Consider the following 15,052-nt stretch of genomic DNA (forward strand, 5'->3'; position numbering starts at 1 on the left):
CCCTCCCTTTTTGCGCCATATTGGGCAATTCCCCCCCGTGAGGCTGGCCTCATGTTCGGAAGATGGGTTAAATATTTTCCAATCTTTTTCAAAACTTCCCTGTTTCGTGACCGCATTCGTGACCGTGCGCTGATAGGATGGTGACAGAGAGAAGAGAAGGATGCCGTATTCGCACCCTCCACAGGAGAAAGGAATGAGCAGAATGAAACAGCGTTCGCCCAGAACAGAGAAGCGCCGGCCCGGCCAGAGGGCGGCCCAGCGCTTTTTGGCGGCGGCTCTGTCCGCTGCCATGGTGTTGGGGATGTCCACCGCCGTGCTGGCCGCTCCGGCCCAGCGCGAGGAGGGGATCTGGTATCTCGACGACGGTGACATCGCCGTCACCGCCAAGGCCGACGGCCACCAGTACCTGACGCAGGGTGACAGGGCCGAGGTCCTCGACGACCACCCGGTCATCTCCCAGCGAGAGGGCAGCACTGCCAACACCGTGACCCTGACGGGAACGGCGGGCCAGGCGGCCGATGCCACCCTGCGCGGGGTGACCATCGCCGCTGCGGCCAACAAGGCGCCCGTCTCGGTGGTCGGCGGCAGTGCCCGCATCGCCCTGGCGCAGGCCAACCGTCTCACCGGCGGCAGCGGCCGGCCCGGCATCCAGGTGGCGGGCGACAGCGCCCTTACCCTCGTCGGCAGCGGCGCGCTCACCGTTCAGGGCGGCAGCTCGGCGGCGGGTATCGGCTCCGGCGCCCGCACCGCCGCGGGGAACATCGCCATTGTCTCCGGCGACATCACCGCCATCGGCGGCAGCCGCGCGGCCGGCATTGGCGGCGGCGACGGCAGCTTTGGCGGCACCATCGCCATCTCCGGCGGTAAAATCAACGCCACCGGCAACGGCGGCGGCGCTGGCATCGGCGGCGGCTCCAACGGCTGCAACCCCTATGAGGAGGGCAGCATTGCGGCCTATATCTCCATCACTTCCGGCCAAATCACCGCTGCGGGCGGCACACAGGGCGCCGGGATCGGCGGCGGCTTTCAGCGCATCGCGCACGTGAACATCTCCGGCGGCACCATCGAGGCCACCGGCGGTTCGGGCGCGGCGGGCATCGGCTCGGGCGAATACCCCTTCTCCGCCAAGGGGAGAAACCAGGTCACCATCACCGCCGGGGACATCACCGCCATCGGCGGCGGGGTGACAGACGGCTCCTTCGGCGGGGCGGGCATCGGCTGCGGCATGCGCTCCAGCTCCCTCTCCAGCGCCGGGGACATCACCCTGGGCACCGAGGGGGGCAGCGACAGCGCCCTCGTCGTCCGCGCCACCGGGGGCCCCTCTTCGGCCGGCATCGGCGGGGGCAACGGCAACAACAGCGGCGCCATCTCCATCTTGAGCGGCACCATCACCGCCAAGGGCGGCAATTCCGGGGCCGGTATCGGCGGCGGCAACTCCCTGAGTTCCGACAACAAAATCGAGCGCATCGCCATCTCCGGCGGCAGGGTCGAGGCTTTCGGCGGCTCCTCCGGCGCCGGCATCGGCGGCGGCCGAGCGGTGGACGGCGGCGTCATCGCCCTCCAAAACAGCGCCCGCGTCAAAGCGGTGGGCGGCCCCTCGGCAGCGGCGATCGGCGGGGGCGGTTATGCCGACGGCAGCACCATCTCCATCGATTCCACGGTTGCCCTCGAGGCCTATGCCTCCGGCGAGAAGTGGGCTATCGACCGCAAAAACAGCGACCTCTCCGGCGTCAAAGGCATTTTGAACGGCCGCTTTGACGGCTTCTCGGAGAGCGGCAGCTTTGTAAAGGCAGACAACGAACTGACCCTGGACGCCGAGACGGCGCTGCAGCTCCTCGACGGCAGCGGTCAGGTGACTGCCGGTCTGCATCTGCCCATCAACTCCCTTGTACACAAATCCACCGTCGGACGGAGGGTCTATCACTCCTTTGCCCTCTCGACAGACGATAACACCGCCTATCTGCGCAACAGCGACAGCCAGTACGGCGACCGCTACACCGACTACCCCAGCGCGGACGGCCGCGACGCGACCTACCCCCTCAGCGGCAGCCAGCTAGTCAACATCGACCACATCCGCTTCACCGAGCGCGCGCCGAGCCACCTGGTCTCCTACACCGTTGAGCACTGGGTCGAGGGCGAGCAGTCGCCCCGGGCCACCGAGACGGTCAGCGCCCAGGTGCCCCTGCACCAAAACACCCTGGCAGTCCAACCCGTCACTTCCCGGGACATTGAAAACCACCAATTCCTCGGCACCGACCCCGAGACCCTGCCCGAGGCGGTGGAGAGCGGCAGCGTGATCCGCGCCCTCTACGGCGCGGACGAGAGCAAGGTCAAGACCCTCTCCTACACCGTCGAGCACTGGGTCGAGGGCGAGAGCGCCCCCCGCGATGTGGGCACGGTGACCGCCCAGGTCTGGGCAGGCGCTGCCGACACCCTGGCGGTGGCCCCCCTCTCCCCCCGCACCTATACCGGCTATACCCCGGACCATACCAGCCCGGCCGAACTGCCGGACACGATCGAAAACGGCGGGGTGATCGCCCTCTACTACTGGCAGGACGACAGCCAGACCAAGACCCTCTCCTACACCGTCGAACACTGGCTCGACGGGGAGGACGCCCCCCGCGAGACCCAGCGCGTTGAGCGCCAGGTCTGGGCGGGCGCCGACGATACCCTGGCGGTGGAGGCGATCGCCCCCAACCAGTACGCGGGGTACACCTTCCGCGGGTACGCCCCGGAACAGCTGCCCGCGACCGTTCGCAGCGGCGCTGTGATCCGGGTCCTCTACTCGGCGGTGGAAATCCCCGTTGTTCCCCCTGTCGATCCCCCGGCCCCCGACACTCCGGTCACCCCTCCCACCCCCGTTTCGCCGGTGACCCCGGTGGTGACTCCGCCCGACGCGACGCCGGCCGGCCCGGTTGCCCCTGTCACCCCCATTGCCCCTATCGCCCCCGAGACCCCTGAGGTGGAGATCCCTGACCCGGAGACCCCCGAGGCCCAGACGCCCGCTGTCGACGTGGAGATCCCCGACCCCGAGACCCCGCAGTCGGTCTTCCCCTCCTGGGCGCTGCTCAACCTGATCCTGGCCATCTCCACCGCCGTCGCCTCGCTCCTGCTGCTGGTCTTCTACTTTATCGGCAAGAAAAAACGGGAAGAGGAGAGGGAAGAGGGCGCACCGGCCCGCGAGGATGAAGCGGAGAAGGAGCAGCTCAAGCGCAAGGGCTTCTGGCGGGTGTTCAGCCTGCTGCCGGCCATCGGCTCCATTGTGGCCTTCCTCCTCACCGAGAACATCCACAACCCCATGGTCTTTACCGACCGCTGGACCCTGCTCATGGCCCTGATTGCCGCGATCCAGCTGGTCGTCACCGTTCTCTCCATCAAACGGCGGAAGGACAGCGGCGAGAGAGAAGACCCCGACGCCGCCACTGCCCAATAACTTTTCGGCAGTCCTATACCCCCCGATCCGGTTTTGGCCGGTGCGGGAAATAAAGAGAGCCCGGCGCATCAATTGCGCCGGGCTCTCCCTCTTTTTGGGGGGAATCCCATTTTCCGGGCAAAGAGGGACATACCGGCAGAGCTGGCGGTCCACACACATGCGGGCAGGGTCCTGCGTTACCTGCCACACCTCAAGGCGTTGGCACGGCCTGCCACGCCCTTGCCTGCTGTCCGTAAACGGGTCCGCCGATTCTTTTATTGTCAGCTGATCTGTGTCTTTGAATTGACTTTGGACATACTCTGCTATCTTTTTTCCATTCTTGCCTGCGGTGTCAACGCAGTGTCCCCGACACCCAAGCTGCCGGTTGCCCTATTTGCACCCCAGGTTTGCATGCCGCGCGAGGACGATCATGCTTTTTCCCTTGAGGAACCCTACGGAGCTGGGAACGCTCGTTTGGAGCGGCCTCTCTACGGGCACACGTATTTGGTCAAGGCCGCCTTCTGCTTTGATGTCCTTCTTTTACTACTTTTACACAGTTGGCAGACCGTACTTTTATTGTGTCAAAAGGAGTTTCCACTTTTAGCCCCTCGCGAAAGCCTTTCTGGACCCCCTGCACAGCCGGGGGGGCTTGGACAAAAGAAAAGCGGGGACCGTCCGTCTGGACGGTCCCCGCTCTTTTCTCTGATCGTTCGCCCGCTCTCTAGCGGACCCGGTAGACGACGAAGTCCTCCGCCGGCAGGGTCAGGGTGACCTTCCCCTCTTCCACCGGGGAGATGACGCCGCTCAAGACATTCTCCGCCACCGTGTAGGGCTCGTCGCGCAGCCGCGCCAAAGCCGGCTCGTCCAGCCCGGGGAAGGGCTGGTGCAGGTCAACGGTCAACTCCTGCTCCACCTCGTCCCGGTTGCAGAGCACCAGGTAGGTGCCGTCCTCCGCCGCCTTGCCAAAGGCGTCCTGCCCGTCCAGGCAGAAGCGCAGCACCCCAATGACCTCGTGGGCGGGGGCGAAGAAGGCCGCGTGGCCGGTCTGCAGGGCGGGGGTGGCGGCCCGCAGGGAGCCCAGCCGCTGCACCACCTGGTGCAGTTCCTCCTCCCCCTCGGGGCGGAAGGGGGCCCGGTTGAAGGGGTCCTTGAGCCCCTGCATCCCCCACTCGTCGCCGTAGTAGGTGCTGGGGATGCCGGGGACGGCGAACTGCAGTGCCATTGCCAGGCGGGTGCGCCCTTTGCCCTGGGCGGCCTCGTAGTCGCCGATGCCCTGCAGGAACGCGGCCTGGTCGGGCCGGTCCATCCCCTCCCCGTCGATCTCGGTGCCCAGCACCGTGCGGATGCGGGCCACGTCGTGGGAGGAGAGCAGGTTCATCAGGCTGTAATACATGGGTTTGGGGTAGTTGCCCTGCTGGGTGCAGAGGAAGTCCCGCAGTTCCAGCGCGGTGGACTTTTCCAACAGGTAGTCGATGACCGCCCCCCGGAAGGGGTAGTTCATCACGCTGTCGAGCCCCCGGCCCAGGGCGTACTGGCGCTTGTGGCCGTAGCTCTCCTTGATGGTGGCGTCCTCCCAGACCTCGCCCAGCAGCAGGTTGTCCTCGCTGCGGGACTTGACCTTTTTGCGCATCAGGGAGATGACCTCGTCGGGCAGCTCGTCTGCCACATCCAACCGGAAGCCGGAGGCCCCCAGCCGCAGCCAGCAGTCAAAGACGCTGCCCTTGCCGGTGATCACGTACTCCTGCCAGCTGGGTTCGCCCTCGTTGACCTCGGGCAGGGTGTCAAACCCCCACCAGCTGCGGTAGTGTTCCCGGTCGCCGAAGAAGTCGAACCACCGGTAGTAGGGGGACTGCTCCCCCTGGTAGGCGCCCAGGTTGTTGTAGTTTTGCAGTTTGTTGAAGTAGATGCTGTCGCTGCCGGTGTGGGAGAACACCCCGTCACAGAGGACGCGGATGCCGCACTCCTTGGCCTTGAGGCAGAGGCTGGCAAAGGCGGCGTTGCTCCCCAACAGGGGGTCCACCTTCTTGTAGTCGCCGGTGTTGTAGCGATGGTTGGAGTCGGCCTCCACAATGGGGTTTAAGTAGAGGACGGTCACCCCCATCTCCTTGAGGTAGGGCAGGGATTCCTCGATCCCCTTCAGGTCGCCGCCGAAGTAGTCGCAGGGGGTGTAGAAGGTCTCCCCCTCGGCGGGCAGATAGTCGGGCTGCTCGTCCCAGCTCTCGTGCATCCGCACCGTCCGCCCCATCTTCTCGTGGTAGCGGCGGCCCTTGCTGGCGTTGCGGGGGTCGCCCTGTTTGAAGCGGTCGGGGAAAATCTGGTACATGACCCCCTTCTTCACCCAGTCGGGGGTCTGAAAATCCCGGTCGTAGACGGTCAGCTGAAAGCGGGCCGGCGGCTCGGTGTAGACAGAGCCGGTCCCCGCCATCTGCCCAAAGGGCAACCCGCAGTAGAGGTGCCGTCCCCCCGGCAGGGTGAGCACAAACTGGTACCAGAGCACGCAGGGCTTCTCCCCCACCGCCAGGTCGACGGCGTAGCGGCCATCCTCCCCCCGCGCCATGGGGATGTCCTCGGACCGGTCGCCCCGGTAGACCCGGAGGGCGGCCCCCTCCACCTGGCCTGCGGTGATCTCCAGCCAAAGGCGCACCTCCCCCCCGGTGGGCATGGCCCCCAGAGGGCTGCGGTAGCGGCTGTCCAGGCTCAGGTGCCGGGCAGCCACCTCCGACTTCAAAGGGATACTCATATTCGTCCCGCCTTTACTTCAGTTTTTCCAGCTTCCAGATCTTGTCGTTGTACTCGGTGATGGTGCGGTCGCTGCTGAACACCCCCGACTTGGCGGTGTTGATGGCGGCCATCTTCTGCCAGCCCTTGGGATCGGTGCAGTACTTTTTGTAGGCCCGCGCGAACTTGCCGATGTAGGAGGGCAGGTCGTGGAGGACAAAGTACTTGTCGGCCCCGTCGTAATCGCCGAAGAGCAGCGACTGGTAGAGGTCGGAGAAGCGGTGGGCCGAGACCCCCGGCAGGGTGCCGTCGATGAGGCGGTCCAGGGCGGCGCGCACGTCGAGGTTTTTCTCGAAGTACTCGCCGGGCCGGTAGGTCTTGTAGGTCTGCATGGTCTTGATCTCTTTGACGTTGGCCCCGAAGATGTAGATGTTCTCCGGCCCAACCTGGTCGTAGATCTCCACGTTGGCCCCGTCCATGGTGCCGATGGTCACGGCCCCGTTCATCATGAACTTCATGTTGCCGGTGCCCGACGCCTCCAACCCGGCGGTGGAGAGCTGCTCGCTGATGTCGGTGGCGGGGATCAGCACCTCGGCCGAGGAGACCTCGTAGTTTTCGATGAATACCACCTGCAGCTTGCCCTTGGTGGCCGGGTCGTTATTCACCAATTCGCCGATGGTGTTGATCAGGCGGATGATGCTCTTGGCCCGGGCATACCCGGGGGCGGCCTTGGCGGCAAAGAAGAAGGTGATGGGGGTGGTCACCGCGTCGGGGTTTTGCTGCAGGGAGTTGTAGAGGTAGAGGATGTGCAGGCACTTGAGCAGCTGCCGCTTGTACTCGTGCAGCCGCTTGGCCTGCACGTCGAAAATCGAGTTGACGTTGACTTCGATCCCCTGCTTTTTCAGGAGGTAGTCGGCCAGCCGCTGTTTGTTCTGCTGCTTGACGGCGGCGAACTTCTCCAAAAAGGCCTCGTCCTCGGTGTATTCCATCAGCTTGTCAAACTGGCGGTAGTCCTTGATGAAGCCGTCGCCGATGGTCTCGGTCATCAGCTTGGTCAGGGCCGGGTTGGCCACGGCCAGCCAGCGCCGGTGGGTGATGCCGTTGGTGATGGCCAGGTATTTCTGGGGGTAGATTTTGTAGGAGTCGGCAAAGAGGTCGTTTTTGAGGATGGCCCCGTGCAGCTGGGACACCCCGTTGACCCGGCGGGCGACGGCCACGCAGAGGTTTGCCATCCGGATCTGGCCGTAGGCCACAATGGCCATATTGCTGATGCGGTCCATGTCCCCCGGGTAGTAGCGGTTCAGCTTTTCGCAGTAGCGCTGGTTGAGCTCCTGCACGATGGAGTAGATGCGGGGCAGCAGGGTCTTGAACATCCCCTCCTCCCAGCATTCCAGGGCCTCCGCCATGATGGTGTGGTTGGTGTAGTTGAACATCCGGGAGACGATGTTGTAGGCCTCTTCCCAGGTGTAGTTCTCCTCGTCCATCAAAATGCGCATCAGTTCCGGCATGGCCAGGGTGGGGTGGGTGTCGTTGATCTGCACCGCCACATAGTTGGGCAGGCTGTGCAGGTCGCCGTGGCGCTCCTTGTGGGTGCGCACCAGGTTTTGCATGGTGGCGGAGGTCATGAAGTAAAACTGCTTGAGGCGCAGCTGTTTGCCCTGCTCGTGGCTGTCGTCGGGGTAGAGCACCTTGCTGATGACCTCGGCCGCCTCCCTCTCCTGCATGGCCTGCATGTAGTCGCCCGAGTTGAAGCTCTTGAGGTCAAAGCGGTCTTTGGCCCGGGCACTCCAGAGCCGCAGGGTGGCCGGGCACCTGCTCTTGTAGCCCACCACCGGCATGTCGTAGGGCACCGCCATCACGGTGTAGTAGTTTTTGTGTTCGGCCTTCATCTTGTGGTCGGTCCAGGTCTCGACGATTTCGCCGCCGAAGTGGACTTCCACCTCTTCGTCGGGGCGCTCGATCTCCCAGACACAGCCGTCTTCCAGCCAGTTGTCCTCCATCTCCACCTGCTCGCCGTCGATGATGCGCTGCTTGAACAGCCCGTACTCGTAGCGGATGCCGCAGCCCATGGCTGGCAGGTCAAGGGTGGCCAGCGATTCCAGGAAACAGGCGGCCAGGCGGCCCAGACCGCCGTTGCCGAGACCGGCGTCCCGCTCCTGCGAGGCGACCTCCTCGACATCCAGCCCCAGGTTGGCAAAGGCGGTCTTGTACCGCTCCAGCAGACCCAGGTTGACCAGGTTGTTGATATAGGCCCGCCCCATCAAGAACTCAGCGGACATGTAGTAGACCTTTTTCAGGCCCTTTTTCTCCACCGCGGCGTTGGCGGCGGTCCACTTGTCCACCACCTCGTCGCGGATGCACATGGCGCTGGCCTTGTACAGCTCTTCCCTTGTAGCGTTCTCCAGGGTCTTGCCGAAATGCCGTTTGAGCTTGCCCGCGATGGCCTTCACCTCGGGCGTCTGTTTGGTCGATTTCATCTCGTACCTCCCGCAAAAGTTACTGCGTTTCAGGCATCGCCCCGATAAGCAGGGCAAGCTGCGCGGGCGAGGCAGGGGAGCCTCACCCGCGCAGCCTTCTATGGTAGATGGTAGTAAAATTCAGTGTTGCGTCTCGTGTTCCACATGTATGCGATCTTACCTTAAAACGTCCATAAACATAGTATAGTATTTTTCCGCCGAAACTGCAAAGGAATTGTCGCAATCCAGCGCGTGATTTACCAATTCCCTGTGCGCGCCCTCGTCGGCGAGCACCGACAGGGCATAGCGGATGACGTAGAGCATGTCGTGGGCGTTAAAGTTTGCAAAGGAGAAGCCGTTGCCCTGGCCGTTTTGCTCGTCATAGGGGAAGACGGTGTCCCGCAGGCCGCCGGTCTCCCGCACCACCGGCAGGGTGCCGTAGCGCATGGCGATCATCTGCGAGATGCCGCAGGGCTCAAATTTAGAGGGCATGAGGAACAGGTCGCTGGCCGCGTAGACCCGGTGGGCCACCGCGTTGCTGTAAGCCAGGTAGGAGCAGACCCTGCCCTTGTACTTGCGCTCCATCTCCCAGAAGAAGTGCTCGTACTTGTAGTCGCCGGTGCCCACCAGGACAATGGCCACATCCTCTTCCATGATCTCGTCAAAGACCCGCATCACCAGGTCAAAGCCCTTTTGCTCGGTCATCCGCGAGACCATCCCGATGAGGGGGGTGTCCACCGGCACGGTGAGCCCCAACTCCCGGTAGAGGGCCTCTTTGTTCTGGCGTTTGCCGGTGAGGTCGTTCCTGTCAAAGTGGTAGGGGGTGTGGGGGTCGGTGGCGGGGTCCCACTCGTTTATGTCGATGCCGTTGACAATGCCCACCAGGTCGCCCGCCCGCTTGTTGAGCATCCCCTCCAGGTTGCAGGCGTAGTAGGGGGTCTTGATCTCCTCGGCGTAGGAGGGGGAGACGGTGGAGAGCTTGTCGGCAAACACCAGGGCCGACTTGACGAAGTTGGCGCAGCCGTTGAGCTCCATGTAGTCGGGGTGGTAATAGCGGCTGTCGATGTTCAGCCAATCCTGCACCGTGCCAAAGCTGAAGACGCCCTGGTACATCAGGTTGTGCATGGTGTAGACGGTCTTGATCTTCCCCTGGGGACGGCCCTCGTACTGGGTCTTGATGAGCATGGGGATGACGGCGGTGTGCCAGTCGTTGCACTGCAGCAAGTCGGGCATGAAGCCGATCTTGTCCAGACACTCGATCACCGCCCGGCTGAAGAAGGCATACTGTTCGCCCTCCTCCATGCCGCCCTTGTAGACCGGGCCGGAGAAGTAGTCGTTGGAGTCGATGAAGTAGTAGGTCACCTTGTCCTTGACCAGCTTTTCGACCCCCACGTACTTGTCCTTGCGCCAGCCCAGGTCGATGTGAAAGTCCGCCACATGCTCGGTCTTCTCGGCGTACTTGGCCTTGATCTGGCTGTGGAAGGGCAGGATGACCCGCGCGTCCATCCCCAGCCGGATGAGTTCCTGCGGCAGGGTGCCCAGCACGTCGGCCAGCCCGCCGATTTTGGCGAAGGGGGCGCATTCCGCCCCGGCCAGCAATACTTTGACCCGCTTTTCCGCCATCTAGACCACCGCTCCTTTCGGGATGATCAGGGGGTACTCCTGGCTGCCCACCAGGTTGGAGTACGGCCGCACGTTGACCCGCTTATCCACGATCACCTGGTCCAGCGAGGTGTTCTCGTAGATCCGGCTGTCCTGCATGACGATGCTGTTTTTGATTTTTGCGCCCTTGCCCACATAGACCCCGCGGAAGAGGACCGAGTTCTCCACCTCGCCCTCGATGACGCAGCCCGAGCCGATGAGGCTGTTTTTCACCAGGGCCTCGCTGCCGTACTTGGCTGGCGCCCCGTCCTTGACCTTGGTGTAGATCGGCCGCTCTTTGCAGAAGAGGTCGTCCTGCACTTCGGGTTTGAGAAAGTCCATGTTCAGCTGCTGGTAGGAGGCAGCCGAGCTCAGGCGGGAGACATAGCCGCCGTGCTTGTAGCCGTAGATTTTCAGGTGCTTGAGATTTTTGATGAGCACGTCGGTGACGAAGTTGTACTTGCCGTGGGCCATGGCGTCGTCCACCAGGTATTCCAGCAGGTCCTTGCGGACCAGGTAGACGTCCATCCCCACCTTTTTCTGGCTGGATTTCTCCGAGCGGTACTGCATGTCGGTGATCCGGCCGTCGTCGTTCATGGTCAGCCGCAGGTCCTTGAAGTGGGCCCCCTTCTCGGCGCAGGTGGGCTCTTCGTTGTAGAGCATGGTGATGTCGGCCCCGGTGTCCATGTGGCGCTCGAACATCCCGTAGTAGTCGCAGTTGAATAGGGTGAAGGAGCCGGTGAGCAGGCAGTATTTCTGGGGGGCCCGGCGGATGTAGGCAGACGCGCCCTTGAGGGTGTCCACCAGCCCGTTGTAGCTGCCGGTGTTTTCAAAGGTGTCGTAGGGGGGCAGGATGAACAGCCCGTCGGTCTTGCGGTCCAGGTTCCAGTCCTTGCCCGAACCCACGTGGTCGATGAGGGACTGGTAGTTTTTCTTGGGGATGATGCCGATGTTGCGGATGCCCGAATTGACCATGTTCGAGAGGGTGAAGTCGATGACCCGGTACCGCCCGCCCACCGGCAGGGCCGAGACCGAGCGCAGGTTGACCAGCTCTCTCAAGTTGATGTTTTCCTCGCCTGCATACACCAGGCCGAATACGTCTTTGCGCATTGTTTTGTCCTCCCCTAATCCTGTTTGAGAACCCGGTTGGGCTCGATCATGTCGCCCTCCGAGATGATGGCGCCCTTGGTGGCGTACACCCCGGTGCCCACCACCGTGATCTTCTGCTCGCCGCCGATATAGACGTTGTCCTCCAGGGTCACTTCCTCGTCGAGGATCGACTTGTTCACCGTGCAGCTCTTGCCGATCTCGGTCTCCTTCATGATGATGCTGTCCCGGACCACGCTGCCCCGGCCAATGACCACGCCCGGGGAGATGACCGAGTTGACCACCTCGCCGTAGATCTTACAGCCGTCGCCGATGATGGAGTTGACCACCTTGCCGCTCTCGCCCACGTAGTGGGGGGGCAGGGCGTAGTTGCGGCTGAAAATCCTGAACCAGTCGGCGTGCAGGTCCAGTTGGGGGCTGTCGTCGAGCAGCTCCATGTTCGACTCCCAGAGGCTGTCGATGGTCCCCACGTCCTTCCAGTAGCCCTTGAAGACGTAGGCGTAGAGCTTCTCCCCCGCGGTCAGCATGGCGGGGATGATGTTCTTGCCGAAGTCGTTGTCCGAGTGGGGGTCGTCGTTGTCCTGCATCAGGTAGCTGCGGATGGTCTTCCAGTTGAAGATGTAGATGCCCATGGAGGCGGTGTTGGACTTGGGCACCGGGGGCTTCTCCTCGAATTCGACGATCTTGCCCTCCTCGTCGGTGTTCATGATGCCGAAGCGGGAGGCCTCCTCCATCGGCACCTCGATGACGGCGATGGTGGCGTCGGCGCCCTTCTTGCGGTGGAAGTCCAGCATATCCGAGTAGTCCATCTTGTAGATGTGGTCGCCCGAGAGCACCAGTATGTAGTCGGGGTCATAGCGCTCGATGAAGGGGATGTTCTGGTAGATGGCGTTGGCGGTGCCGGAGTACCACTCCCCCTTCTGGCCGGACACGTAGGGCGGCAGCACCAGGGCGCCGCCGGCGGTCACGTCCAGGTCCCAGGGGGCCCCGGTGCCGATGTACTCGTTGAGCTCCAGCGGCTCGTACTGGGTCAACACCCCCACCGTGTCGATGCCGGAATTGACACAGTTGGAGAGGGGGAAGTCGATGATTTTGTACTTGCCTCCGTAGGGGACGGCAGGTTTGGCCCGCTTTTTGGTCAGGGCGCCCAGACGGCTCCCCTGCCCGCCGGCCAGCAACATTGCCACACACTGTTTTTTCACAACCATCTCTCAATGCCTCCTAAATATCTTTGTTTTCCTCGTCCGGTATAAACTCAAAATATGCGGCGCCCAGGGGCGGCAAGGTGATCTCCGCCGAGGCCGCGAAATCCCCGCAGGGAATAAACATGGTGTGGATCTCCTCCCGGTTTCGCACGTCGCTGCCGCCGTACCGCCGGTCGTCGCTGGAGAGGATCTCCCGCAAAACGCCCTGGCAGGGCATTCCCAACCGGTACTCGCTGCGCACCACCGGGGTGAAGTTGAAGGCGCACAAAACCTGCTGCACCTTCCCCCTCCAGGGCTTGGAGCGCCGCAGGAAGGCCAGACAACTCTGCTGGTTGTCGTTCACGCTCAGCCACTGGAACCCCTCCCAGCTGTCGTCGATCTCGTAGAGGGCGCGGTATTTCTGGTAGACCCGGCCCAGCCGGGAGGCAAAGCGGGCCATCCCGCTGTGGGAGTCGTACTCGTGCAAAAACCAGTCCAGCTCCTTGCCGTAGTCCCACTCGATGAACTGGGCGAACTCGTCCCCCATGAAGAGCAGCTTTTTGCCCGGGTGGGCATACTGAAAGGCGTAGAGGGCGCGCAGGGTGGCGAATTTCTGCCAGTAGTCGCCAAAGCACTTGTCGATCATCGAGCGCTTGCCGTGCACCACCTCGTCGTGGGAGTAGGGGAGCAGGTAATTTTCTGAAAAGGCGTAGGTCATGGAGAAGGTCATCTCCCCGTGGTGGTCCCGGCGAAAGAGGGGGTCCATCTCCACATAGTCCAGGGTGTCGTGCATGAAGCCCATGTTCCACTTGAAGGTGAAGCCCAGCCCCCCGTCCTCCGGGGACCCGGTCACCCGGGGAAAGGCGGTGGACTCCTCGGCAATGGTCACCGCGTCCGGGTGCAGGGAGAGGAGGGTGCGGTTGAGCGCCTGCAAAAAGGCGACCGCCTCGTAGTTGACATTTCCCCCGTCCCTGTTGGGGACGAACTGGCCCGGCTGTTTGCCGAAGTCCAGGTAGAGCATCGAGCTGACCGCGTCGATGCGCAGGCCGTCGATGTGGTACTCCTCCAAAAAGAAGTTTGCCGAGGAGATGAGGAAGCTCTGCACCTCCGGCCGGCCGTAGTTGTAGAGGAGGGTGCCCCACTGGGGCTGTTCGCCCTGCAGGGGGTTTTGGTGCTCGTAGAGGCAGGTGCCGTCAAATCGGGCCAGGCCGTGGGCGTCCTTGGGGAAGTGGGCGGGCACCCAGTCGAGGATCACCCCGATCCCTTCCTGGTGCATCCGGTCCACCAGGTACATCAGGTCCTGGGGGGTGCCGTAGCGGGAGGTGGGGCTGAAATACCCCGTCACCTGGTAGCCCCACGACTCGTCCAGCGGGTACTCGGTGATGGGCATCAGCTCCAGGTGGGTAAAGCCCATGGATTTGAGGTAGGGGGCCAGTTGGTCGGCCGCCTCCCGGTAGTTGGGAAAACCGCCGTCCTCCCCCCGCCGCCAGGAGCCCAGGTGCGCCTCGTACACGGCCATGGGCTGGCGGAGCGGGTCTCTGCGGCGGCGCTTTTTCAGGTAGGTGCCGTCCCGCCAGCTGTACCCCTTTAAACTCCAGACCTTGGAGGCGTTGCCCGGCCGCAGCTCGCTGTAAAAGGCGAAGGGGTCGGCCTTGTACCGCTTGACCCCGTCGCACCCCTCCACCAGGTACTTGTAGTTGTCTCCGTTCTTGGCGCCCTGTACAAAGGCGGTGTAGACGCCGCCCTCCCCCCGCTGCATGGGGTGGCTGGTCTCGTCCCAGCCGTTGAAGTCCCCCACCACCGAAACGCTGGCGGCGCCAGGGGCCCACACGCAGAAGCGGTGGCAGCCCTTTTCCGGCAGATGGTGGCAGCCAAAGGCCAAATAGGCCTTCTGCGCCTTTCCCGTGTTGAAGAGATAGAGGTCGTCCACCGGGACCAGTCCGCCCTTTTCCTCCATGGCTGTTAACCCCCTTTCAGCCGCCCGCCCCTCTCGGCGGCGGGCGGCGCCCATCTCACTATACGACAACCGACCCGCTAAAAATCAGGCAGTTTGTCACCTCTTTAAAAAAGCAAAACAGCGCGGCCCGACCACACCCGAAACGCGCCGGGTGGGAAGGCACACGCCATGGCTCGCTCTCTCCTCGTCTCCGTCTCCCGCATTCGATGTCTGTAAAAGCCATTGTTGCCGCGTTTTTTTGCTCTCATGGTGGCACGCCCTTATTCTCATATCTTTCTGTCAATATAACTATAATTTGTATTTTGAGTATACCATATTTTATCTACCCCTTACAGTGTTTATTTGATTTATCTTCCATTTTCTATGTTTTAGTGCAAATGCTTTCCAATTTTCGTGCGCTTTGCCATTTCACCTGTAAAGGCCGCCATTTTTTCCCGGGCAATTTTGTAAAAACCGCCCTCTTTTCACCGGCCCATCCCTCCGCTTTTTGCCGCGGCCCTCCCCTTTTCCCAAAAGGCGCTTCTGTAAATACCCGGGTTGCAGCCACCGGTCTTCTCCTCCCCCGCCCCCTTTGGGC

At 62.8% G+C, this 15,052-nt stretch carries 7 protein-coding genes; 1 reads left to right on the forward strand and 6 read right to left on the reverse strand.

The genetic code is table 11. The annotated features are described in order from the left end of the window. Nucleotides 1-193 precede the first annotated feature (193 nt). On the forward strand, nt 194-3,433 hold the full coding sequence (locus GT748_RS13385; protein WP_161213582.1) for a hypothetical protein: 3,240 nt from the start codon (nt 194-196) through the stop codon (nt 3,431-3,433). A gap of 700 nt (nt 3,434-4,133) precedes the next feature. Here GT748_RS13385 and GT748_RS13390 read toward each other — a convergent pair. From GT748_RS13390 to glgB, 6 genes are all read right to left on the reverse strand, one after another. Further along, nucleotides 4,134-6,152 (reverse strand): glycoside hydrolase family 13 protein, encoded by a 2,019-nt coding sequence (locus GT748_RS13390; protein ID WP_161222360.1) that lies wholly within the window; start codon nt 6,150-6,152, stop codon nt 4,134-4,136. Between the two features lie 13 nt (nt 6,153-6,165). Further along, complete coding sequence (locus GT748_RS13395) at nt 6,166-8,607, reverse strand: glycogen/starch/alpha-glucan phosphorylase (protein ID WP_021658202.1); 2,442 nt, start codon at nt 8,605-8,607, stop codon at nt 6,166-6,168. A 156-nt stretch (nt 8,608-8,763) separates the two neighbouring features. Further along, a complete protein-coding gene (glgA, locus tag GT748_RS13400; protein ID WP_021658201.1) occupies nt 8,764-10,209 on the reverse strand; it encodes a glycogen synthase GlgA in 1,446 nt (481 codons plus the stop codon). Continuing rightward, the gene (glgD, locus tag GT748_RS13405; RefSeq protein WP_021658200.1) at nt 10,210-11,337 is read right to left on the reverse strand and encodes a glucose-1-phosphate adenylyltransferase subunit GlgD; all 1,128 of its coding nucleotides are present in this window, start codon (nt 11,335-11,337) and stop codon (nt 10,210-10,212) included. It lies immediately after the preceding gene. A gap of 14 nt (nt 11,338-11,351) precedes the next feature. Then, the gene (locus GT748_RS13410) at nt 11,352-12,542 is read right to left on the reverse strand and encodes a glucose-1-phosphate adenylyltransferase (RefSeq protein ID WP_021658199.1); all 1,191 of its coding nucleotides are present in this window, start codon (nt 12,540-12,542) and stop codon (nt 11,352-11,354) included. A 13-nt stretch (nt 12,543-12,555) separates the two neighbouring features. Beyond that, a complete protein-coding gene (glgB, locus tag GT748_RS13415; RefSeq protein WP_161213581.1) occupies nt 12,556-14,475 on the reverse strand; it encodes a 1,4-alpha-glucan branching protein GlgB in 1,920 nt (639 codons plus the stop codon). Nucleotides 14,476-15,052: the final 577 nt, after the last annotated feature.

Source organism: Bittarella massiliensis (ex Durand et al. 2017) (genome assembly GCF_009876955.1).
GTDB classification, from domain to species: Bacteria; Bacillota; Clostridia; order Oscillospirales; family Ruminococcaceae; genus Bittarella; species Bittarella massiliensis.